This is a genomic window from Streptomyces chumphonensis, assembly GCF_014779715.1.
In the GTDB taxonomy this organism is placed as follows: Bacteria; Actinomycetota; Actinomycetes; order Streptomycetales; family Streptomycetaceae; genus Streptomyces; species Streptomyces chumphonensis.
The window spans coordinates 36,919-61,898 of the sequence record NZ_JACXYU010000001.1; the positions used below are offsets into that span (position 1 = coordinate 36,919).

A 24,980-nucleotide genomic window follows, 5' to 3' on the forward strand; every position below is an offset into this window, starting at 1 on the left:
GGTCGCGATCACCTGCTGCCGTTGGGGGAGGCGGGGGAGAGCGTCGCCGGGAAGAGGCTGCCCGGGAAGTCCTGCCGCCGCAGGAGGGGGTCGAGGGTGCGGGCGATCCGCCCGAGGTTGTCGTTGTGCGCGATGGTGTGGTGGTCGGCCGTCATCTCGTGGAGGGTGAGCAGGCCCCCGACGTGTTCGGCGAAGCCGTTGGACCGGTCGTCGCTGGTGCGCGGCACGGCCGGCAGGCCGTTGTCGTTGCCCGGTGCCAGGAAGCCCTGGGTGGCGTGGAAGAGGGTGGTGGGGATCGGGCTCTGCAGCGGCTCGGGCCGGTACTCCTGGAGGAGGTCGCCGTTGCGGAGCATGACCTCGTGCCGCACGAGGACCTGCCGCTTGATCACCTCGGGGTCGGGGCGCGCGGCGGAGCGCTCGTTGATGTGGCGGGCGACGACGGCGAGTTGCCCGTCCAGGTCCAGCCCGGCCAGGGAGTCGAGGGTGATCTGCTCGGCGACGCCCCAGCGCTGGCACATCGCGTTCCCCAGCATGACCAGGGAGAACGCCTCGGCCTCGACGGCGGTCACCGTCCCCCAGTCCACGCTGTCCCACGCCTCGGTGCCCGGCATGATCGGGTCGATGGCGATCAGGTGGGTGACCTCCTCCCCGGCGCACTGGAGCTGCCGGGCCATCTCGTAGGCGAGGACGCCGCCGAAGGAGCATCCGCCGAGCAGGAAGGGCTCGCCGGGGAACTGCTCGCGCAGCTCCCGCACGTAGTGGCCGGCCATCTCCCTGACGGAGGTGTAGGCGTGGGGGCGGGCCGCCGTGGGTCCCACGCCGAGCTGCTCCAGTCCGACGACGGGCTTGCGGGCGCCGAGGTGGCGGGAGAGGTAGATGGCGTAGCTGACCTCCCCGTACAGGTTGTGGGCCCAGATCGACCGCCGGTCGGCGCCGTGCCGGTTGATGGACACCACGGGCGAGGGTTTCGCCCGGGCGGTCGCCAGCGAGGGGCGGTGGGCGCGCGAGCGGGCGGTCTCCGCCGCGCCGTGGGGTGAGGCGAGCCGCCACGGTGCGACGTCCAGTTCGTGGACCACCGGCGGCGGCGCGATCCAGCGGTCGTAGCCGCCCGTCGGCCCCCGCACGCCCCGGACGGCGCGCACCACGCCGGCGGCCCCCAGGCCGCTCACCGGACGGGCGTGGTACGCCTGTGCGGACCGCACGAGGGCCTGGCGCCAGCGCACCGCCGTGGACACCCAGTGGTGCAGCCGCTCCCCGTCCATGGGGGCGTGGGCGGCCAGCCGTGCGACGGCGTCGGCCACCCGCTCCCGGGCCTCCCCGGAGGTCCCGGCCTCCCCGTCCCGCGGCCCGACGGGCCGGTCGGGGGCGCCCCACACGGCGGCGAACACGCCGGTCACCTCGGCGACGGACGCGGCCGGGGTCTCACCGGCGAACCCGAGGCCGGGCTCGGGCGTGCCCAGGAGCAGGAGTTCGGCGACCTCCACCCCCCGGTCCTGGAGCCGGCGCGCGGTCTCGGCGGCGACGAGCCCGGCCAGCCCGTGGCCGACGATCCGGCAGCCCCCTCCCGCGTGCTGCCGGGCGACGGCCTCGGCGCAGCGGTCGGCCAGGGCGTCGACGCCCTCGACCGGGGCCGCGCCCGTCGCGAAGCCCGGCGCCTCCAGCCCCCACACGGGACCGGCCTCGGCCAGGTGGTCGCGCAGGTGGAGGAGCCAGCTCAGCTCCCCGGTGTCGCCGAAGAGGCAGTAGGCGGGTGTCCCGCCGTCGCCGTCCGCGAACGGGACGAGGCCCACCGGTTCGGGTTCGGCCCGCGGGGGCGCCTCGGGGGACGGGGGCTCCGCCGCGGCCTCGTCGGCCGGGGGCACGGCGTCGGGCAGGACGTAGGACGCGTCGAGATGGGTCGTCAGCCGGTCGATGGTGGGGTGTTCGAGGATGGCGGCCATCGGGATGTGGTCGCCGTAGCGGGCCTGGATGGTCTGCATGATCCGCATGGCGCCGATGGAGTCCACCCCGTAGCTCGCGAACTCCCGTGTGGGCTCGACCTCGTGGGCGGGGATGCCGATGCCGTCGGCGACGGCGTCGAGCACGTGCCGACGCAGCCGGGTCAGCCGGTCGTCGCCGGGGCTGCCCGTCCCGGAGGGTTCAGCGGCCGTCACCGGTTCCGGGACCGGGGTGCCGCGTCGGGGAGGCTCGGCGGGACGGGGCCCGGACGGCGGGACGGGCGGGCCGGCGGCGGGCCGAGGGGCCGGAGCGGGGGCCAAGGCAGGAGCCGGGGCCGGGGCTGGAGCGGGGGCCGGGGCTGGAGCGGGGGCCGCCGGCGACGGCTCGGGCCGGGGGCGCGCGTCGGCTTCGGGGGCACGCTCGGCGGCGCGGCGTGGCCGGGCCGGCGGCAGCCAGTGGCTCTCGGGGGCGAACGGGTAGGTCGGCAGGGAGAGCCGGAGCGCCGCCCGCGCGGGTTCGAGTGTGCGCCAGTCGATGTCGGCGCCCGCCACCCACAGGTCGGCGAGCCGCGCGGGGTCGCCCGCGCGCGCCCGTTCCAGGGCGTAAGCGACATCCTTGGCGTCCCAGGCGTCCCAGGCGTCGTGGGCGTCCGGGCGGCGGCCGGGGCGGGCCGGGGCGGGGTCGGTGACGTGCAACCGGGGGTCCTCCCCGCCGTCCAGGTGGGTGCGCAGGACCTCCGCCAGCTCGGTCAGGGTCGAGGCGGCGACGGCCAGCCGCACCGGCAGGGCGGTGCGTCCGACCTGGAGGGTGTGGGCGACGTCGGCGGCGGACGTCCGGCCGAGCGAGCCGTCCGCCGCGCGCCGGGCCACCCAGGCGTGCAGGCGCTCCGCGTACGCGCGCAGCCGCTCCGGGTCGCGGGCGCTGAGGACGTGGAGCCGGGGCCGCCCCGGCTCCACGGAGCCGGGCACCTCGGGGCCGGGCCGCGCGCCGGGACGCTCCGGGGCCTCCTCCACGACCAGGTGCGCGTTGGTGCCGCCGAAGCCGAAGGAGCTGAGCCCCGCCCGCCGGGGCAGCGGGCGGCCGGTGGCCGCGTCGGTGCGTGACGGCCACGGGCGGGCCGAGGTGACGAGGTGGAAGGGCGAGCCCGCCAGCTCGATGCGGGGGTTGACCCGCCGGAGGTGGAGCGACGGCGCCAGCATGCCGTGCCGCAGCTGGAGGAGGACCTTGACGAGCCCGGCGATGCCGGCGGCCGTCTCCAGGTGCCCGATGTTGGTCTTGACCGTGCCCAGCCCGCAGTACTGCTCGGGCGCGGTCGACCCGAAGGCGCCGCGCAGCCCGGTCACCTCGATGGGGTCGCCGAGCGCGGTGCCGGTGCCGTGGGCCTCGACGTAGCCGATCGTCTCCGGCTCGACGCCCGCCCGCTGCTGCGCCCGGGTGATCACCTCGGACTGGGCGGCGGGGTTCGGGGCGGTCAGGGAGGCGGCCCGGCCCCCGTGGTTGGTCGCGGTCCCGGTGATGAGGCCGTGGATGTGGTCGCCGTCGGCCCGGGCCCTGCTGAGCGGCTTGAGCAGGACGGCGCCGACGCCCTCCCCGCGCACGTAGCCGTCCGCCCGGTCGTCGAAGGTCTTGCAGCGGCCGTCGGGGGCGAGCATGCCCGAGCGGGTGAAGGCGTCGAAGCCCGTCGGTCCGACGATGACGTTGACGCCCCCGGCGATGGCCAGGTCGCACTCCCCCGCCCGGATGGCCTGGACGGCCCGGTGCACGGCCACGAGCGAGCTGGAGCAGGCGGTGTCGACGGGTTCGCTCGGTCCGCGCAGGTCCAGCAGGAACGAGACGCGGTTGGCCAGGACGCTGTGGTCGTTGCCGGTCATCAGCTGACCGTCGACGTCGGCGCCGCGCTCGCGGGCGAGCTCGCCGTACTCGGAGGAGGCGACGCCCACGTACAGCCCGCAGGAGGAGCCGGCCAGGTCGGCGGGGTCGTAGCCGGCCTCCTCGACGGCCGACCACACCGTCTGAAGGAAGAGCCGCTGCTGGGGGTCCATGACGCGGGCCTCGCGCGGCGTGATCTGGAAGAAGCCGGCGTCGAAGCGGTCGACGCCGTCGAGGAAGCCGCCCCAGGGGCCGTGCTCGCCGCTCTCCTCCCCCGTCGCCGACTCCCTCGTCGCCGCGAAGCGGTCGGCGGGGGCCCGGGTGACGAGGTCGTGTCCGGAGACGAGGTGCTCCCAGAAGGCGTCCACGTCGCTCGATCCGGGGAACGCGCCCGCCATGCCGACGACCGCGACGGGTTCGTGCTCGGGCCGGGCGGGTCCGGTCGGGACGGGCGGCCCGGGCGGGACGGGCGGTCCGGTCGGGACGGGCGGCTCGGGCACGGGGGTCGGCGTCTCCGGGGCCGGGGCCGACGTCTTCGGGGCGGGCGGTTCCGCCGCCGGGGCCTCGCGGGTCTCGGCGGTCAGGTGCGCCACGAGGGAGGCGAGGTCGCGGAAGCCGTAGAGCAGCATGGGGCTCAGCTCGGTGGCGAACCGGTCGGAGAGGCGGTCGGCGAGCTGCACCATGGTGATCGAGTCGAAGCCGAAGTCGCTGAGGTGGTCACCGGGATCGATGTCGGCGGGGGCGACGCCGAGCAGCCCGCAGATGACGTCGATCACCACGGTCTCCACGGTGCTCCCGGAGTCGGGGGCCTGCGGGGCCTGAACGGCCGGGGTCCGCGGGCCGGTCGCGGCGGCGCCGGGGGCGTGCGGGCCCTCCTCGGCCGGCGGGGGTGTGGTCACGGCGGGCTCCTCGGTCTCGCGCACGGGGCTGTGCGGGTGCTCGGGCTCGGCGGGCGGGGTCGCCTCGGGGCGCTCCAGCCAGTAGCGGGCGTGGGCGAAGGGGTAGTGCGGCAGGTCGACGATGTCGCCCGGCCGGCCGCCCGGGTCGGGGGCCTCGTCGGAGGCGACGCCCTCGGTCCAGGCGCGGCCGAGGGCCAGCAGCGCGTCCTCGGTGGCCTGGGCCGGGGGTGCGGGCGGGAATCCGCCCCGCTGGTCGGCCGGGCGGGCCCGCCCGGTCATGCATCGGTGGTCCGCGCGCCCCTCGGCGTGGGCGTCGAGCACCTCGGCCGCCTCCGCCACGCTCCGCACCACGGCCGCCAGGCGCGCGGCCAGGGGTTCGCGTCCGACCCGGAGCGTGTGCACGACGTCCGCGAGCGCGAGCCCGGCCCCGGGCCCGCGCAGGTGGTCGGCGAGCCTGCGGGCCGCGGCGCGCAGCCGGTCGGGCCGGCGGGCGGAGAGCGGCAGGAGCATCGGTTCACCGGTGCCGTCCGGCCGGGGGGACGGCGTCCGGGCCGGTGCCTCCTCCAGGATGACGTGGGCGTTGGCGCCCCCGGCGCCGAAGGAGCTGACGGCGGCGCGACGCGGTGTGCCGTCGGCCTCCCGCTCCCAGGGGACGGGTTCGCGCACGACCCGGAAGCCGTCCGGCGCGGCGGTGGTGGCGCCGCCCGGTGTGGGGGCGAGCGTCGCGTGGCGCAGTTGGAGGAGGACCTTGGTCAGCTGGAGCAGGCCCGAAGCCGCCTCCAGGTGGCCGGTGTTGGGTTTGACGGAACCGACGTCGAGCCGCCGCCGGCCGTCCAGACCGTAGGCGCGGCGCAGCGCGGCCAGCTCCACCGGGTCGCCGACGGGTGAGCCCGTCGCCTGGGCCTCGACGTACTGGACGGAGTCCGGCTCCACGCCCGCCGCGTGCAGCGCCCGGCGGATCACCGCGACCTGGGCCGGCGCGCTGGGCACGCCGTAGCCGTCGGAGGGGCCGTCGGCGTTGAGGGCGGAGCCGAGGACGCAGGCGTGCACGCGGTCCCCGTCGCGCAGGGCGTCCGAGAGGCGTTTGAGGACGAGCGCGCCGACGCCCTCGCCGGTGACGATGCCGTCCGCTCCGGGGTCGAACGCCCGGCTGTGCCCGTCCCGCGCGAGCATGCCGGAGGCCGCCAGGGCCGTGTGGTGGCTGGGGTGCAGGATGAGGTTGACGCCGCCGACGACGGCCGCCGAGCACTCCCCCTGACGCAGGCTCAGCGAGGCCAGGTGCAGGGCCGTCAACGCCGACGAGCACGCGGTGTCGACCGCCATGCTGGGGCCGGTGAAGCCGAAGGTGTGGGAGATGCGGTTGGCGATGGACCAGGCCGAGGCGGCCGGGACGGGTCGGTGGCCCCGGCCCCACTGCTCCGCCGCGAGGAGCTGGTACTGGTGGTGCATGACGCCGGCGAAGACCCCGACGCCGGGGCCGCCGGGCGCGGTGGCCGCCCGCAGGGCGGACGGGGGCAGGGCGGCGTCCTCCAGCGCTTCCCAGGCGACTTCGAGCAGCAGGCGTTCGGCCGGGTCCATACGCTCCGCCTCGCGGGGCGAGACCCGGAAGAGGAGCGGGTCGAACCGGTCCACGCCGTCGAGGAAGCCGCCCCAGCGCTGCGCGTCGCGCTCCGGTGCCGCCGCGTCCGGGCCCGGGTGCCGGGTCTGGTCCCATCGGCTCGGGGGCACCTCGCCGACGGTGCGGCGTCCGGCGCGCAGCGCGGCCCAGAGGGCGTCGAGGTCGGCGGCTCCGGGGTAGCGCCCGGCGACGCCGACCACGGCGATCGGCTCGTCCGTCCGGCGGTCGGACGCGGGTCGGGGGGCGGCGGGCCGGGGGGCGGGCCCGTCCGGTGCCACCGGTTCGTCCGGTGCGCCCGCTTCGGGGGCCGACGGGAGGCCGGTCGGCTCCGGGACGTCGGCGGGGGCGCCCGCTTCGGGGGCCGGTGCCCCGCCCGCGGCGGCGGATTCCGGCGCCGCGTCCGGCCAGCGACGGGCCAGCGCCGGGCCCATCGCCTCGACGAGGCCCTCGGCGATCGAGCGGACGGACGGGCGGTCGACGAGCAGGCCCTTCGGTACCGGACCGAGGTCCCGCTCCAGCCGTTCGACCGCTTCCATGGTGGTGAGGGAGTCGCTGCCGTAGGAGGCGAGCGGGGCCTCGGCGTCCAGCTCCTCGGCGTCGAGCCGGAGCAGTTCCGTGTACAGCCGGGTGAGGTGTTCCACGGCCCGCTCCACGAGCGGGTGGTGGGCGGCCTCCGGCCGCCGGGCGGCGGCGCGGGGTTCCGGGCCGGCCGGGGCCGGGACCCGGCGCGGAGCCGGGTCCTCGCGGCGGTCGTGCGCGGCGGCTCCGGCCGCCGGGGCGGGCGCGGTGCGCTCCCGCCAGGCCCCCCGCTCGGCGACGAGGAGGTGCTGGCCCGCGCGGTGGTCCGACCAGCCTTCGACGGCGAACCGGCGCACGCCGCGCAGGCCCGCGTCGAGGAGCAGCGCCGACCACGCGCCGGGGTCGAGCAGCGGGGAGTGCGGCAGCCGCAGTTCGTGGTCGCGGGCGAGCCACCAGCCGTCCGTGAGGCCGAAGACGGGGGTGATGCCGTCCAGCACCCGGGTGGCCTCGTTGAGGACGAGGACCGCGCCCGGCCGCATGAGGGCGGCGACGTTGCGCAGCGTGCGCCGGACGTCGGCCGTGGCGTGCAGGACGTTCGTCGCGACGACCACGTCGTAGCGTTCGCCGCCGAAGCCCTGGGCGTGCACGTCGCCCGCGATGTCGAGGACGCGGAAGGCGACGTGGGGCCGTCCGGTGCCCAGCCGTTCGCCCGTGGCGCCCACCAGGGCCGCCGAGAGGTCCGTGACGTCCACGTGGAGCCGGCCGGCGTGGGCGTCGAGGGCGTCGAGGGACGCGAGCATCGGTTCGGTGGTCCCGCCGGTCCCCGCGCCGATCTCCAGGACGCGCACGGGGGCGCCGTCGGCTCCGTTGCCGGGGCGCAGCCGTTCGTGCACGGCGGTGCGGACGGCGCGGGCACTGAGGGCGTTGAAGTGCCGTGTGCGCGGGTCGTCGTGGTAGAGGGCGGCCACTCTGCGGTCCGACCCGCCGGGGAAGAGGACGTCCAGGCCCTGTCGGGCCCCGGTGAGGACCTCGGGGAGGGCGGCCACGCAGTCGTCGAGGAGGTCGAGCAGCGCCCGCGCGTGGGGGAAGCGGCCCAGGAGGGCGGTGCGGTCCGCCGCGCGGTCGCCGGGCCCGGTCGCCTCCGCCGCCTCGGGCGGCACCCGGAACGCCTCGCCGTCGGCACCGAGGTGGCCGCCGTGGGTCAGGGCCGCGAGCAGTGCCTCGAACAGCCGCCGCCGCCCCGGCACGACGCGGTGGCGTCGGGCGAGGTCCGCCGTCGTGAGCCGCTCCCCCGGTCGGCCCAGGCCGCCGGGGGACGTGGCGAGGGCGGCCAGGACGGCGCGGCGGGCGTAGGCGTCCACGGCGTCGAGGTAGTCCCCGTCGTACGGCTCGCCGCGCTCGGCGACCTCGGCGCGCAGGGCCGCGTCGAGCGCGGGCAGCACGGAGGCGGCGGGGGGTTGGGCATGGTGCACGGTCTCCGTGCCCACCGGCGTCACCTCGGCCAGGGCCGGGGAGGCCTTGAGCGGGACGATGTGGCCGTCTCCCCCGGCCAGGCCCTGCCGGAACGCGGCGACGCCCTCCTCGGCGGACAGGGGTGCCACGCCCCAACGGGCCAGCCGGGCGCGGTGCTCCCCGGTCGCGACGGCGCCCTCCTCGCCCCAGAACCCCCAGTCGAAGACGGTGACGGGCCAGTGGAGGCGGGCGGCCAGGTGGCGGCCGTAGGCGTCCTGGAAGGTGGAACCGGCCGCGTAGTTGGACTGGCCCGGGTTGCCGGTGTGGGCGATGGCGGACGAGAACAGGGCCAGGAAGTCCAGCGGTTCGGTGCTGAGCGCGTCGGCGAGCGCCGCGGTGCCGCGCACCTTCGGGGCGAGGGCCGCCCGGAACGTCGCGTCGTCGGCGGCGGCGATCGTGCGGTCGGCCAGGACGAACGCCGTGTGGATGACGCCGTCGACGCCGCCGAAGCGTTCGCGCATGTGGGTGACGGCCGACCGCAGGGCGTCGGGGTCGGTCACGTCGGCCCGCAGGTACGCGGCCCGGCCCCCGGCGTCGCGGAGGTCGCCGAGGACGGCGGGGTCCAGTTCGTCCTCCGCGCGTCGTCCGACGAGCAGCAGCCGGGCACCGTAGACGGCGGACAGGTGGCGGCCGATGACCCGGCCGAGGCCGCCCGCCCCGCCGACCAGGAGGTAGCGGCCCTTCTCGCGCAGCGGCAGCCGCTCGGGCCCCGGCTCGGGCAGGCGCGCCGGTTCGAGCCGCTTGACGAACCGGGCGCCTTCGCGCCAGGCGACCTCGGCGAAGGGCAGGCGGGCCGGCTCGGCGGCGACACGGGCCAGCAGGGGCTCCCAGTCGCCCGACGCCGCCGCCCGCTCCAGGTCCGGGCCGGCCAGGTCCAGGCAGACGGTGTCGAGGAAGGGCAGCTCGCGGGCGAGGGTGCGGGTCAGGCCGTGCAGCGAGGCGGCGAACGGGTTGCGGGTCGGCACCAGGGGGTCGACCTGCTGGCTGTCGCTGGTGAGGACGACGAGGCGGGCGCCGCGCGGGCGGACCTCGGTGAGGGCGCGGGCGAGGTGGAAGAGGGCCAGAGCGCCGCGACGCTGGGCGTCCTCCAGGTGGTCGAGGTCGGTGGGCGAGTAGCGCCGGTCCTCCACCCCGCCGAGGAAGTACACGGTCGCGGGTTCTCCGGCGGCGGGCAGGGCGCGGGCGTAGTCGGCGGGCGTCCGCAGGCCGGCGGGGTCCAGGTGCCGGGCCCGGTCCCCGTGGTGGGCCGTCAGGGCGGCGCCGAGTCCGTGGTCGTGGGCGCCGGAGAGGACGAGGACGGGCCCCCGGTGGCCGCCGTCCCCCGGCGGGGCGGGCGGGTCCACGCGCCACACGGGCCGGTAGGAGGGGACGGGCTCCGCCGTGGCGGCGGGGCGCACCACGGTGAGGCCGGTGAAGCGCACCAGGGCGCGGCCCTCCGCGTCGCACAGGGTGACGTCGCAGCGCACGGTGGACCCGTCGGGGTCGGCGGAGACCAGGCGGGCATGGGCGAAGCGGGCGGTGTGCGGACGGTCCCACAGGTCGATCCGCTCGATCGCGGCGGGACGGGTGGGCGGGTCCTCGACCTCGGACAGGGTGCCGTGGAGGGTGTGCAGGGCGGCGTCGGTCACGCCCGGTTCGAGCCACCAGCCGGTGCGGGCGGCCTGCGGTGGGGCGGCCAGCTCGGCCAGCGCCTCGCGCTCGCCGTGGTGGAGGTGCTCGACGAGGCGGTAGGAGGGCCCGAAGCGCAAGCCCTCGTCCTCGGCCCGGCCGTAGAGGGTCGCGCCGGGGGATCGGCGGGGGCAGCGGGCGCGGATCGCGGCGAGGTCGAGGGGTGCGGCGGCCGGGGCGGCGTGGGTCGTCTCCGGGTGCGGGCCGGGCGCGGCCGGGTGGGCGGTGACGGTCGCGTGGAGGACCGGGCGGTCGCCGCGCTCGGTGCGGATCTCGACGCGGACGGCGTCCCCCTCCCGCACGGCCCGGACGGTGGCGGGTGTGCCGTCCACGGTCAGCGGGGCGCGCAGCCGGACGGCGGAGAGGGCGGTGACGGGCCGTCCGGTCAGCCGGTGGGCGGCGGCGCGGGCCAGCTCCAGGTGGGCGACGCCGGCGAGGACGGGACGCCCCTCGACCCGGTGGTCGGCGACGACCGGGTCCGCCGGAGCCAGGTCGACGGTGAACTCGGCGCCGTCCGGGGTGCGGGAGGTCTCCGTCAGGGGCGGTGCGGTGCCGGGCGCGGCGTCCGGTGCCGGTGCGGCGCCGGGCTGCGCCGGGAGGACGGCGGGCCAGTGGGAGGGGCCCGCGAAGGGATAGCCCGGCAGGGGGACGACGCGCGGCCGGGGACGGGCGGGGTCCGCCGCCTCGGCGAGCGCCTCCCCGTCGAGCGCGGCACCCCGCACCCACAGCGCGGCGACCTCGTCCCAGCGGCGGGCGGCGCAGGCGTCCGCCGTCGTGGCGGGCCGCTCGCCGGGCGGCCGCGCGGGGCCGGCGCGGCCGGTGAAGTCCGCGACGCCCTCGGCGGCGAACCGGTCCAGTTTCTCCCGCAGTTCGGCGACGGAGGCGACGACGAGCGCCAGCCGGTGCTCCAACGCCTCGCGGCCGACGAGCAGGGTGTGGGCGATGTCGGTCAGGGAGGCGTCCGCGCCCGGGCCCGCCAGGTGGCGGGCGAGCCGTCCGGCCATCGCCGTCAGCCGGTCCGGGGTGCGGGCGGACAGCAGGACCGGCTGCGGGCGGTCGTCCTCGGCCCGGGGCGGGGAGGCGGCCGGTACGTACTCCTCCAGCACCGCGTGGGCGTTGGCGCCGCCCGCGCCGAAGGAGCTCAGCGCGGCGCGCCGGGGCAGGCCGCCGGGGCCGGGCTCCCAGGGCGCGGCGTCCCGCTGGAGCCGGAACGGGGTGGCGGCGAGGTCGATCCGGGCGTTGGGCGGGTCGCTGTGCAGTGTCGGGGCGAGGGTGCGGTGCCGCAGCTGGAGGAGGACCTTGGTCAGGCCGGCGATCCCGGCGGCGGCCTCGGCGTGCCCGATGTTGGCCTTCACCGACCCCAGGGCGCAGAACCCCCGGTCGGCGGTGTGGGCGGAGAAGGCCCGGGTCAGGCCCTCGATCTCGATGGGGTCGCCGAGTTCGGTCCCGGTGCCGTGGGCCTCCACGTAGCCGATGGTGCGCGCGTCGACCCCGGCGCGGCGCAGCGCGGCGCCGATCACGGACGCGTGGCCCCGGGGCGAGGGGACGGTGTAGCCGTGCGTGCGTCCCCCGTGCCGCACGGCGGTGGAGCGGATGACGGCGTGCACGTGGTCCCCGTCGGCCAGAGCGGCGGACAGTGGTTTGAGGACGACGGCGCCGACGCCCTCGCCGGGCACGAAGCCGGACGCGCCCTCGCCGAACGGGCGGCAGACGCCGTCCGGCGCCATCATGCGCTGCTCCGAGAGCATGGCGAACTTCATCGGGTGGAGGTTCAGGTAGGCGCCCCCGGCGAGGGCGATCCGGCACTCGCCGTGGCGCAGGCTCTCGCACGCCAGGTGGAGCGCGGTCAGGGACGCCGAGCAGGCGGTGTCCACCACCAGGCTCGGGCCGTGCACGTCGAGGAGGTAGGAGAGCCGGTTGGCGAGCGAGAACTCCATCGAGTAGGCGGAGACGGGGTTGCCCTTGCCCCACTCCTCGGCGGCGACCAGGTCGTAGGCCATGCCGGTGGTGCCGACGAACACGCCCACCGCGTTCTCCTCGCCGTCCTGGGAGAGACGGTGGAGGCGCGCCAGGGAGTATCCGGCGTTCTCGATCGCGGACCAGGCCGTCTCCAGGAACAGGCGCTCGGCCGGGTCCATGCGGCGGGCCTCGCGCGGGGCCACGGAGAAGAAGAGCGAGTCGAAGTGGGAGACGCCGTCGAGGAAACCGCCCCAGCGGGCGTAGCTGGAGCCCGGGCGCCGGTCTCCGGTGTCCGCCCAGCGGTCCTTGTCCCAACGGTCGGGTGGTATCTCCCGGATGGCGTCCCGGCCGTGCAGCAGGAGGTCCCACAGGGCGTCGGGGTCGGCGGCCCCGGGGTAGCGCCCGGCGAGGCCGACGATCGCGACGGCGTCGTCGGGGGCCGGGGGCGCGGTGGGCGCGGGGACGGGTGGCGCCGCCGCCGGAACGGAAGGGGCGGGGGTGGGGGCCGCGTCGGGGCCGGCGTCCGGGTCGGGGCGCGCGGGCCGTTCGGACGCGGGGGCGGCGGGCGGGGCGGCGTCCGAGGTCCCGGTGACGGCGCGGGCCGCGTCGGCGTGGTGCTCCACCAGGTACCGGGTGAGGTCGTCGACCGTGCGGTGGTCGAACAGCAGGGTGACGGGCAGGTCGCCGAACCGGTCCTCCAGGGCGACGGACAGCCGCTTGACCATCACCGAGTCGATGCCGAGGGCGGAGAACTCCTCGTCGCCCCGCAGTCGGCCGGGCGGGATGCGGGTCAGCTCCGAGACCAGGCCGAGCAGGTGACGGCGGGTCGCCTCGGCCACCGCCGCGGGCGCGGGGGCCGCGCCGGTGGGGCGGCGGTCCGCCTCGGTCCGTCCGGTCGGGGCGCCGTCGAGGCGCCCCCGCACGAAGGCGCCCGCGCGCTCCGCGTCACCGTGGACGACGACCAGCTCGGGCGCGCCGGAGCGCAGGGCCGCGGCCATCGCCCGCAGCCCGACCTCCGGCGGCATCTCCACCATGCCCTGCCGCTCGCGCACGGCCCGCCGGTCCGCCGCGCTCAACTCCATGCCGCCGCCGGACCACAGGGGCCAGCCGACGGAGACCGTCGCCCCGGCCCGCAGACCCCGGGCGACCTGCCCGGCGCGGTGGGCGGCGAAGCCGCCGAGCGCGCGTCCGGCCGCCGCGTAGTCGCCCTGCCCGGGGTGGCCGAGGTAGCCGACCATGGAGGAGAACAGCACGAAGAGGTCGAGGGGTTCGTCGCGGGTCGCCTCGTCCAGGTTGCGGGCGCCCAGCAGCTTCGGGGCCAGCACCCGGGCGTGCGTCCCGGGGGCCTTGTTGACGAGGTACGCGTCCTCGTTGACGCCGGCGAGGTGCAGGACGCCGGTGACCGGGCCGAACTCCGCGCGGGCCAGGTCCACGGCGGCCCGGACGTCGGCGAGGCGGGTGACGTCACCACGCAGGTACCGGACGTCGCCGCCGGCGCCCTCGATCCCGTCCAGGGCGGCCCGGCGTTCGGGGGTGAGCTCGCCGCGTCCCAGCAGGACCAGCCGGGCGGAGGTGTCCCGGGCCAGCACGGCGGCCAGGCCCAGCCCGATCCCGCCCGCGCCGCCGGACACCACCAGGACGCTCCGCTCGGGGAGGTCCAGGCGCGCGGGCAGGGGCAGCGTCTCGGGGGTCATCGTGCGCACCCAGCGGCCGTCGCCGTCGACCCGGGCCTCCTCCAGGGGCCGGTCCGACAGGGCCAGTTCGGCGAGGGCCGCGCCCAGCGGGTCCCGGCCGTCGGCGACGGCCAGGGCGACCGGGCGCAGCCGTCCGTCCTCCTGCGCCGCGACGGAGCAGAACCCGCCGAGCGCGTCGGCGGCCTGCTCGTGTGCGGGGCCGACGGCGACGCAGGCCAGCGCGATCCGCTCGGTGCCCGGTCGGCGGACGAGGGCCCGGGTGAGGGGGTAGACGGCGTCCAGGCAGTGCTCGGGGTCGGCTCCGGTGATCAGGACGACGCCGCTCGGCGCCGGGGCCGCCGCGGAGAGCTCGCGCCACAGCCGGGCCCAGTCCTCGTCGCGGCCGGTACCGATCCGGTAGTGGCCCGGACCCGTTCGGCGCAGCTCGTCGTCGGTGTCGGTGACCACGACGGTGGCCGCCGCCGTCGGCCGGTCCTGGTCCCCGCGGTGCCGGGCGGCGGCCTCGTCGAGGACGAGGAGCGTGCGGGCGGCGTCGACGGAGCCGTCGGGTGCCGCCGCCCCGCGCCGCCAGCCGGGCCGGAACCAGGCCAGCGTCCCCTCACCCCGCGCGGACGGCTCGGCGCCTTGGGGCCCGGTCCGGAGCAACGCCTTCGCCTCGGCGACGGACAGCTCCCCGCGCCGCAGCCGTTCGAGGATGTTCCGCCTGGACTCCTGGGGGTTCACAGCACACCTTCCATCAACCGTTCGGCTTCCACGACCGAGATCCGCCCGCTCTCCAGCGCGCCGAGCAGGTCGGTCAACCGCTCCTCCCCGTCGCGGTCCCCGGGTGCCGGAGTGCCGTCCAGGGGGTGCGCCCAGTACCGCGTCGCGGCGAAGGGGTAGGTCGGCAGGGGCACGCGGCGCGCGTCCCGCCACCCGTCGGCGGGGCTCCACGGTGCTCCCCCCTCGATCCAGCGCCGGGCGGCCTCCCGGAGCGCGGCCCGCTCCGGACCGGCGTCCGGAGCGGACGCGTCGGCCGGGGGCCCGCCGACGACGTCCGGATCGGGGGTGCCGGCCGTGTACCGGCGCAGGGAGGCCGCCAGGTCCTCCTCCGTCGCGGCCAGGACCGCCAGGCGCTGCGGCATCGCGTCGCGGCCCACCCACAGGGTGTGCGCCAGGTCCCGCAGGCCGGGCCGCTCCTCCGCCGACGGACCGGTGTCCCGCTCGGTGAGGAAGGCGTGCAGCCGCCGGGCCTGGTCCCGGAGCCCTTCGGCCGTCCGGGCGGACAGCGGGACGATCCAGGGACCGTCCGACGCCCGGTCACCGGCCGTCCGGGGATCGACGAACTCCTCCAGCAGCACGTGGGCGTTGGTGCCGCCGAGTCCGAAGGCGCTCACGCCCGCGCGGCGCGGTGCGCCGTCCTCGGTGGTCCACGGGGTGAGCCGGTCGACGACGAAGAACGGGCTGCCGTCCAGGTCGAGCAGGGGGTTCGGTTCGGTGTAGTGCAGCGTGGGCGGGAGCTGCCGGTGCCGCAGGGCCATGACGGTCTTGACGACGCCCGTCAGCCCGGCCGCGGCCTCGGTGTGCCCCACGTTGGACTTGACGGTGCCCAGGCCGCACCAGGGCGCGCGGTCGCCGGGACCGGTGGCGCCGTCCGACCCGGTGAAGGCCCGGCGCAGGCCCCGGACCTCGATCGGGTCCCCCACCTCCGTCCCGGTGCCGTGGGCCTCGATGTAGCTGATGGTGCGGGGGTCGACCCCGGCGTCCCGGTGGACGGAGGAGATCAGCTCCGCCTGGGCCGCGGGGTTGGGCATCATGAGCGAGTCCATGTGACCGCCCCCGCCGTGCGACACGCCGCTGCCGCGTACCAGGGCGTACACCGTGTCGCCGTCGGCGAGCGCCCGGGAGAGCGGCTTGACCAGCACCGCGACCGAGGCTTCGCCGCGCACCATGCCGTTGGCCCGCCGGTCGAACGCGGCGCACCGTCCGTCGGGCGACATGATGCCCAACTGGCCCAGAGCGACGAACAGGTCGGGTGTGAGGAAGAGGTGCACGCCCCCGACCAGGGCCGCGTCGCACTCGCCGCCCCGCACCGCACGGACCGCGCGGTGCAGCGCCGTCAGCGAACTGGAGCAGGCGGTGTCGACCGCCTCGCTCGGCCCGCGCAGGTCGAGCCGGTAGGAGACCCGGTTGGCGATGAGGCAGTGCCCGTTGCCGCTGACGACGTGGCCCTCGCGGTGGCGGCCGGCCCGGTGGAGGGCCCAGTCGTAGTCGTGGGAGGTGGCCCCGATGAAGACGCCGGTCCGGGTGCCGCGCAGGTCGGCGGGGCGGTGACCGGCGTCCTCCACCGCCTTCCAGGCCGTCTCCAGCATCATGCGCTGCTGCGGGTCCATGAGTTCGGCCTCCAGCGGCGTCATGCCGAAGAAGTCCGCGTCGAAGCGGTCGACGCCCTCGATGAAGGATCCCCAGCGGCTGTTGACCGTGCCGGGCGAACGGTGTGGGTCACCGAACACCTCGCGCCAGTCGAACCGTTCGGCCGGGATCTCCTCTACCAGGTGGACGCCGTCCCGCAGGTGCCGCCACCAGGTCCGCACGTCGGGTGAGCGGGCGAAGCGGCCCGCGAGTCCGACGATGGCCACGGGGTCGTCCTCGGCCCCGCCGCCCCCGGCGGCCGGGGGCGGCTGCGGCCTGGCGGGGGACGGGGTGCCGTCCGGTGCGGCCGACGTCGGCACCGGAGCGGGCGGCTCCTGACGGGACGCGCCGGACGGGCCGGCGGGGGCGACGGCGGGGGCGACGGCGGGGGCGGCCGGGGCGGCGGGGCGCTCCTCGGGCGGCGCGGCGGGACCGGGTGCGTGCTCCGCGAGGTAGCGGGCCAGCGAGGCGAGGGTGGGGTGTTCGAACAGCAGCACCTTCGGCAGCTTCCCGAACTCCGGCTCCAGGCTGCGGATGAGCTGGATGGCGCTGAGGGAGTCCATGCCGTAGCTGTCGAAGGGGGCGTCGGGGGTCACGGCCTCCTCGGCCAGGCCGAAGAACCGCGCGAAGACGGTCCGCAGCCGCTCGGTGACCTCCTCGGGGTCGGCCGTCACCGGCTCGTCGGGGTCGGCCGGGGCGGGCGCGGGGGCCGCGACGACCTCGGGTGCGGGGGCGGGTGCCGGGGCGGGCGCGGGGGCCGCGTGGTCGCGGGCCGGTTCGCGGCGGGCGACCGGCGCGGCGGCTGCGGGGACCCTGCCGACGACGACGGCGTTGTCGAACTCGTCCTCGGCCAGATCGGGGGCGCCCAGCGCCCAGGTGCGCTCGAAGCCCTGTTCCCGCAGGGCCCCCCGCCAGCCGGCCACGTCGAGGAACGGGGAGTCGGGCAGCCGGACGCCGGGGTCCACGCTGGACCAGTAGCCGGGCAGCGGTCCGATCATGGCCGTCATGCAGTCGCGGTTGCGGACCAGTTCCTCCAGGACCACGATGCCGCCCGGCGCGAGGAGCCGGCGGACGCGCCCCAGACTGGCCGCCATGCTGCGGGTGGCGTGCACGGAGTTGGCGGCGATCACCACGTCCACGCCCGACGCCTCGAAGCCCTGGTCCTCCGGGTCGCGGTCCAGGTCGAGCACGCGGCACTCGAAGGAGACGGGGGTGTCGGCGAAGCGCCTCCGGGCGGCGGGCAGGAAGGCGGGCGAGACGTCGGAGAACACGTAGTGCACGCCGTCCCCGTGCTCGGCCAGGGCCTCCAGCAGCCGCCGGGTGGTCCCCCCGGTCCCGCCGCCGATCTCCAGCAGGCGCACCGGCGTCCCGGGCCTGCGCTCGCGCAGGGACCGCACCTGCCCGGCGACCAGCCGGGCGACGATCTCGTTGTGGTGGTCCGCGACGGCGTTGCCGTCGTAGATGCGCAGCAGCAGGTCGGGGTGGTCCGGGGCGAAGAAGACCTCCAGCGGGTCCGCCTCGCCCGCCAGGAACTCGGGGAGCCGGGGCAGGCACACCTTGATCAGGTCGATCCAGGGCGCCAGCTCGGGATGGTCGGCGGCCAGGGCGTCGGCCTCCTCGACCAGGCGCGCCCGCGGCGCCCCGGTGCCGCCGGGCTCGGCGGGTGCGCGGGCGATCAGGGCGGCGAGGGCGTCGGCGAGCCTCCCGTACCGCTCCTCGTCGGCGAGCCGGCTCCGCAGTTCCTCGGCGGTGGGCGGGGTGTCCCGGCCCTCGCCGAGCAATCGCCGGCACCAGCGCCGCAGCAGGTCGTCGACGCGGTCCATGCCGGCGGCCGCGCGGCGCCCCGAGAACGGGCTCTCCGCGATGAGGCGTTCGACGGTACGGACGGCCGACTCGGTGACGTCCGGCGGCTCGGCGACGTCCGCCGACCCGGTGCGGTGCGCCGGGAGGGCGGGGGTGGGCTGGGGCGTGGTGGCCGGGGGCGTGGTGGCCGGGGCGTCCTGGGCGTCCTGGGCGTCCTGGGCGTCCTGGGCGTCCTGGGCGAACCAGTAGGTATCCCCGGCGAAGGGGTAGACGGGCAGCGGGACGCGCGGCACCCGCACACCGGTGGACGGGAGGTCCGCCGACCCGCCGCTCACCCAGTCCTCGGCGGCGGCCCGCGCCTCGCCCGCCGCCGGTCCGCCGAGGTCCACCGCGCGGCCCGCGACCCGCGGGGCGGCGAGGCAGTCCGCCAGCCCGGCCAGGAGCCGCTCCCGCGTCCCGGCGACGACGGCGGCGCGCAGGGGCAGCGCCTCGCGGCCCGTCCGCAGGGTGGCGGCGACCTGGTCGAGCCGCACTTCCGGGCGTTCCCGCAGGAACTCCAGGTGGCCCGCGAGGCGTTCGCGCAGCGCGTCCTCGTGGTGGGCGGAGAAGGGGAAGACCAGCGGGCCCGGGACGGCCGCGGGCACGGCGCGTGGGGGCGGTTCCTCCAGCACGGCGTGCGCGTAGGCGCCGCCGAACCCGAAGGAGCTGACGCCCGCCCGGCGCGGCACGTCCCCGACGCGGTCCCACGGCAGCGGTGCGGTGTTGATGTGGAGCGGGCCGCCGTCCAGGGCGCACAGCGGGTTCGGGGTGGCGAAGGACGGCATCGCCGGGATCGTGCCGTGCCGCATGGACAGCAGGGTCTTGACCACGCCGACCAGCCCGGCGGCCCCCTCGGTGTGCCCCAGATGGCCCTTGGCCGAGCCCAGGGCGCAGAAACCGGTCCGCGCGGTGTGCCGGCGGAAGGCCGCGACGGCACCGTCGACCTCCACCGGGTCGCCCAGCGCCGTCCCCGTGCCGTGTGCCTCCAGATAGGTGAGCGTCGCGGGGTCGATGCCCGCCTCGTCCCAGGCGCGCAGGAGGAGGTCCGTCTGGCGGGCGGGGTTCGGGGCCGTGATCGCCCCCGCCCGGCCCCCGTGGTTGACGGCCACCGACCGGACGACGCCGTGGACCGGGTCCCCGTCGGCCAGCGCCCGCTCCAGCGGCTTCACCAGCACCGCCGTGACGGCCTCCCCCGGCACGTAGCCGTCAGCCCGTGCGTCGAAGGCGTGGCAGCGCCCCGAGGGGGAGAGCGCGCCCAGCGCCGAACTGCGCAGGTAGTGCTGCGGGCTGAGGATCAGGTTCGTGCCGGCGGCGAACGCCGTGTCGCACTCCCCGCGACGCACGGCGGCCACGGCGAGGTGGAGCGCGTACAGCGAGGAGGAGCAGGCGGTGTCCACGACGCTGCTGGGTCCGGAGAGGTCGAAGACGTAGGAGGCCCGGTTGGCCGACATCGCCACCGACGTGCCGGTGACGTCGTGGGCGCCCGGCGGGCGGCCCCGGACGAGCATCTCCAGGTCGTAGTCGTTGAAGCAGCGGCCGACGAAGCATCCGGTGGACGACCCCCGGAGCCGGGCGGCGACCCCGGCGTCCTCGGCGGTCTGGTACAGGACCTCCAGCAGCAGCCGCGTCTGCGGGTCCATGCCCTCCGCCTCGGCGCGGGGCACGCCGAAGAACCCGGCGTCGAAGCGGGCCACGTCGTCCAGGAACGCGCCGTGGCCGCAGTCGGTGCCGTGCGGGCGGGTGCCCGTGGGGTCGTGGTGGAGCCGGTGGTCCCACCGGTCGGGCGGGACCTCGCGCACCAGGTCGCGGCCGGCGAGGAGGTCGGCCCAGAAGCCGTCCACGTCCCGGGAGCCGGGGAAGCGTCCCGCCATGCCGATGATCGCCACGGGCTGCTCGGCCCCGCAGCCGCCGGAGGACGTCGGCGCCGACCGGGCGGCGCGGCGCGGCGACCCGTCGCGCTCCCCGCCGGGCCCGGCGGAGGCGGTGGGCGCCGTCTCGGGCTCCAGCGCGGGCGTGGGCTGGGGCTCGGGCTCTGCGGTGAGCCTCGTCCGGACCTCCGGTCCGTAGGCGTCCACCAGGTGTGCGGCGAGGGCCCCGACGTCGGGGTACCGGAAGAGCGCCGTGGGCGGCAGCTCGCGTCCCAGCTCCCGCGACAGGCCGCGCACGAGCTCCACGACGTCCACCGACGTCAGCCCGAGCTCCAGGAACCCGCTGTCTTGGTGCGCACGCCGCCCGGCCCCCGGATCGCGGTGGTCGAGCAGGCGGGCGACGGCGGCGGTCAGGTACTCCTGCGTGCGGCGCAGGACCTCCGCCCGTCCGGCCCCGGCCGGCTCGGCGACCGGTGCGTCCCCGGTCGGTCCGGCCGCGTCGGTCACGTCGGTCACGTCGGTCGGTCCGGGCGCGTCGGTCGCGCTGATGACGTCCAGGTGGCCGAGCAGACGTGCGCGGTCGCCGTGGACCACCACGACCTGGGGCTCGTCGCGGTCGAGCACGGTGCGGAGCACGGCCAGGGCGTCCGCCGTCGCCAGCGGGATCGACCCGGTGCGGGCCAGGACCCGGTCGCGGACGGCGGCGTCGACGGACATGCCGCCGTCGCGCCACAGCGGCCAGTTGACGGCCGTGGTGCGTCCGTGACGCTCACCCGCCCGACGCCGCTCCTCCCGCCACACCGCGAAGGCGTCCAGGTGGCGGTTGGCCGCGCTGTAGTCGGTGGCACCGGGGTTCCCCAGGACCGAGGCGACGGAGGAGAACATCACGAAGTAGTCCAGCTCCGCGTCGGCGGTGGCCGCGTCCAGGTGGGCCGTGCCCCGCAGTTTGGGGGCCAGGACGCGGGCAGCGGCCGCCCGGTCCTTGTTGACCAGGAGGGCGTCGTCCACGATTCCGGCGCTGTGGACGACCCCGGTGAGCGGGCCCAGCCGCGTGGTCACCTCGGTCAGGGCCCGCCGCAGGGCCGCACCGTCGGCGAGGTCCGCCCTGACGTACAGGGCCCGGGCGCCGAGGGATTCGAGCTCGGCGACGGCCGCCTCCGTGGCGGCGTCGGGGGCCGAGCGCCCGAGCAGCGCGATGGAGACGCGGGCCGTTTCGGCGAGCAGCCGGGCGGTGTGCCGGCCCAGGGCGCCGGCTCCCCCGGTGATGAGGTAGGTGCCGCCGTCCCGGGCGAGCGGCACCCGCGGCGGGGGTCCGGCGTCCGGTACGGGCGGGAGGGCCGGGGCCGGGTCCAGCGGCTCGAAGGCCAAGACGGTCCGGCCGGTGCGGGTGTGCCGGACCTCGACGGGGGCGTCCGGGGCCGTCCGCGCGGCCACGGCCTCCGCGAGCAGCGCCGAGACGTCCTGCGGTCCGGCGTCGAAGCGCACCGTGGTGACCGCGAGTCGGGGCTGTTCGAGCCGCACGCTGCGGGCGAGGCCCCCCACCGCCGCCTGCGAGGGCGACTCGCCGTCGGCGGTGTGGGCGTGGAGGACGGGCAGCGTGTCGGTGCGTCCGAGGAGCCAGGCGCGGCACAGCAGCAGCATCGAGAGCACGGCTCCGGCGTCTCCCGGCGGCGGGGACGTCCCGGCGCGCAGCCCCCACAGGTGCAGCAGGCCGCCGGGCTCCTCGCCCTCGTCGCGCAGGGCCGCCGCGAGGGCGCGGTAGTGCTCCTCCTCCCCCGGATCGATCTCGAAGCCGTCGGCGGAGGTGCGGGCGTAGGCCATCGCGGGGCGGACCTGCACGACGCGGCGGGCGCGGGCGCGCAGGGCCTCCACCCGGCCGTCGTCGGTGTCGAGGACGACGAGCAGGGCACCGGCGAACGCGTCGGGCCGGTCGGCGTCCCGCGGCAACGCGCGGGCGTGCCACCGGGGGGCGAGGACCAGGGTGCGCGCCGCGTCCGCCGCCGGGGTTCCCGACGGGCGCGGGGCGTCGGAGGGGGCCGGTGGCGCGGGCTCGTCCAGCCAGTACCGCTCCCGGGCGAAGGGGTAGGTGGGCAGCGGCACCCGGACGGCGGAGTCGTCGGGCGGCCAGGCGGCGAGGGTGCCCGCCGCCCAGGCGGCGGCGAGCGCGTCCTCGCCCGCGGCCGCGTGGACGTCGTGCGGCGGTGCCCCGGTGGCCGCCGCGCCGGGGGCCACCCGGCCGCCGCGTGTCGGGCAGGCGGGCTCCTGACCGGCGGCCAGGGCCTCCAGGCCCGAGGCCAGTTCGCCGAGGTCCGCCGTGACGAGCGCCGCGCGGTGCTCCATCGGCCGACGGCCGTGGCGCAGGGTGTGCGCCACGTCGGCCAGGCGCAGTCCGGGGCAGTCCCGCAGATGAGCGGCGAGCCGCAGGGCCAGCACGCGCAGCCGCTCGGGGGTGCGGGCCGACACCGGCACGGCCAGCGGGCGGGGCGCCGTCGGCCCGTGCTCCCGCGCGGGCCGACGGTACTCCTCCACGATCAGGTGCACGTTCGCGCCCCCGGCGCCGAAGGCGCTCAGCGCGGCGCGGCGGGGTGCCGGCCGGCCGGTGCCCGGCTCCACGGGCTCGGGCCAGTGGCGGGCGGTCCGGGGCAGGTAGAAGGGGGTCCGGTCCAGCCGCAGCGCGGGGTTGACCTCGCCGGTGTCCGGGCCGGGGGGAATGGTGCGGTGCCGCAGGGCCAGCAGCAGCTTCGTCAGCCCCGCCACGCCGGCGGCGGCCTCCAGGTGGCCGATGCTGCCCTTCACCGAGCCGATCGCGCAGTACGCGCGGTCCTCGGTGTGCGCGGCGTAGACGGACGAGAGGGCTTCGATCTCGATCTGGTCGCCCAAAGTCGTGCTCGACGCCTGGGCCTCGACGTAGCCGATGGTGCGGGGGGAGACGCCGGCGTCGGCCAGGGCGGCGGCCACCACCCGGGCCTGCGCGTCGGGGCTGGGGACGGAGTAGCCGCCGGTCCGGCCGCTGTGGCGCAGCCCGGAGCCGGCGATGACGGCGTGGACGGGGTCGCCGGAGGCCAGGGCGTCGGCCAGGGGACGCACGACGACGGCCCCGACGCCCTCCCCGGGCACGTAGCCGTCGGCGCCCGCGCCGAAGGGGCGGCAGCGGCCGGTGGGCGAGAGCAGCCCCAACCGGGCCAGCCGCAGGTACTTGTAGGGGTGGAGCGAGAGGTTGACGCCGCCGACCACCGCGGCCCGGCACTCGCCGCGCCGGATGCTCTCCCCGGCCAGGTGCAGGGCGGTCAGGGCGGCCGAGCAGGCCGTGTCCACGGTCAGGCTCGGGCCCTGGAAGTCGAAGGCGTACGACACCCGGTTGGCCAGGTCGGACGCCCAGGACCCGGCCGGGCCCGCGTCGGCGTGCTCGTGCAGGTGCTCCAGGCCGAGGAGTTGGTAGTCGTTCCACATCTGGCCCGCGAAGACGCCGACGCCGCCCCCGGTCTGGGCGGCCAGGCCCTCCGGGGTGTGGCCCGCGTCCTCCAGGGCGGCCCAGGCCGTCTCCAGGAACAGCCGCTCGTGCGGGTCCATCAGGCGGGCCCGCTCGGCGGGGATGTGGAAGAAGTCGGCGTCGAACTCCGCCACGCCCTCGCAGAACGCGCCCCAGGGGCCGGGCCCCTCCGGGTCGCCGCTTGGGCCGTGGGGGCTCCGACGGTCCCAGCGGTCGGCGGGGACCTCGGTGACGCAGTCACGGCCCTCGGTCAGGACCTCCCACAGTTCGTCCGGGTTCCGCGCTCCCGGGTAGCGCCCGGCCAGGCCGACGACGGCCAGCGGCTCGTCGGCCGGCGCGACGGGCGGGGCGACGGGCGGGGCGACGGGCGGACGGTGCGCGGCGGGGGCGGTCGGCCGCCGGAGCGCGGTCGGGGCCGGCCGCGTCGCGGCGGGTCGCTCCGGCTCCGCCTCGGCGCCGTGTTCCGCCGAGGCGGTGAGGGCCCTCTCGTGCCCCTGGTCGCGCAGGTGGTCGGCCAGGGCCCGCACGGTGGGGTACTCGAACAGCAGCGTCGGGTAGAGCGGGCTGCCGATACGTTCCTCCAGCTCACCGGCGATGCCCAGCAGATCGACCGACGTCAGCCCGTGGTCGTAGAAGCCGATGTCCGGGTCGACGCCGCCGTCCTGGCGTCCCAGCCGCGCCGCGACCAGCGTGCCGAGCGCGGCCAGGGCGTCCGGGGCGCCGGAGGAGGACGGGGGCGGAGTCACGGCGGCGGGCGCGGAGTCGGCCGGTGGGGACGCCGTCGGCGCGGGCGGGGTGTCCGGTGCCCCGGGGGAGCCGAGTCGGCCGGTGATCAGCTCGGCCGACCGTACGCGCTTGGCCCGGAAGCCGAGGATCTCGGCGACGACGGTCCCGTCGGGCGCGCAGACGCGCAGGTCGGCGTCGAAGAGCTCGGCGTCCAGCCGGCCCCCGACCGGGCCGGGGACGTGCACGAGGTTCTCCGGGCCCACCCCGTGGGTGGCGTGGAAGCGGTCGATGTAGAGGGGGATGAACGGGTGGTCCGCGCCGGCCCGCTCCGCCTCCCGGAACAGCAGCATCGGGACGAGGGTGGCGAAGTCGAGCACCGCCGGGTGGACGTGGAAGTGGTCCAGGTACGGCTCGGCCTCGGCCGCCAGCCGCATCCGCGCCAGGGCCTCCCCGGGCGCGACGTGGACCGTTCCGGACGCCTTCATGAAGCCCCGGTGGTCGATGTCGAGCCGCTCGCGGACGAAGCCGTAGAGGTCCGCGACGTCGACCGTGTCCCGGGAGGCGTCGGTGAGCCCCGCCACGTCGACGCGGGGACGGTCGGCCGAAGGGGCGGGCAGCGGGTGGAGTTCCGCCGTGCAGTTGACCTCCCAGTCGGCGGCGGCCCGGTCCGCCGGTCGGCTGCGGACGGTGACCGGCAGCCCGGGCCCCGGCCCGTCCTCGGCGACCACGACCTCGACCCGGCGGCCGTCCGGGGTGCCGAGGACGGGCGCGCGGAAGACGATCCGCCGCAGCTCCACGGCGGCCGGGTCCAGCCCGGCGCGGCCGACCAGGCGCAGCACGAGGTCGAGGAGGAACACCCCGGGGAGGACGGGGACGGTGTGCACCAGGTGGTCGCGGACCGCCGCGTCCTCGGCGCGCACGGTGGTCGCGGTGCGCCGGCCGGCGAGCGGGGCGAGCGGGTGGTCCGCGCGTGGGTTCTCCGCCATG

The 24,980-nt window shown here is 77.6% G+C and carries 2 protein-coding genes; both read right to left on the reverse strand.

All coding sequences use genetic code 11. The features are described 5' to 3' along the window. Positions 1-8: 8 nt before the first annotated feature. Positions 9-14,399 carry an SDR family NAD(P)-dependent oxidoreductase gene (locus tag IF129_RS00190; RefSeq protein WP_191207312.1) on the reverse strand — a complete coding sequence of 4,797 codons (14,391 nt, stop codon included), beginning with the start codon at positions 14,397-14,399 and terminating at the stop codon, positions 9-11. Beyond that, the gene (locus tag IF129_RS00195; protein WP_191207313.1) at positions 14,396-24,979 is read right to left on the reverse strand and encodes an SDR family NAD(P)-dependent oxidoreductase; all 10,584 of its coding nucleotides are present in this window, start codon (positions 24,977-24,979) and stop codon (positions 14,396-14,398) included. The genes IF129_RS00190 and IF129_RS00195 overlap by 4 nt, the downstream gene beginning before the upstream one ends. Position 24,980 lies beyond the last annotated feature (1 nt).

Bases quoted from the DNA above. Each gene is read 5' to 3' on its own strand.
- IF129_RS00195 (WP_191207313.1), bottom strand. From the start codon at position 24,979: ATGGCGGAGAACCCACGCGCGGACCACCCGCTCGCCCCGCTCGCCGGC.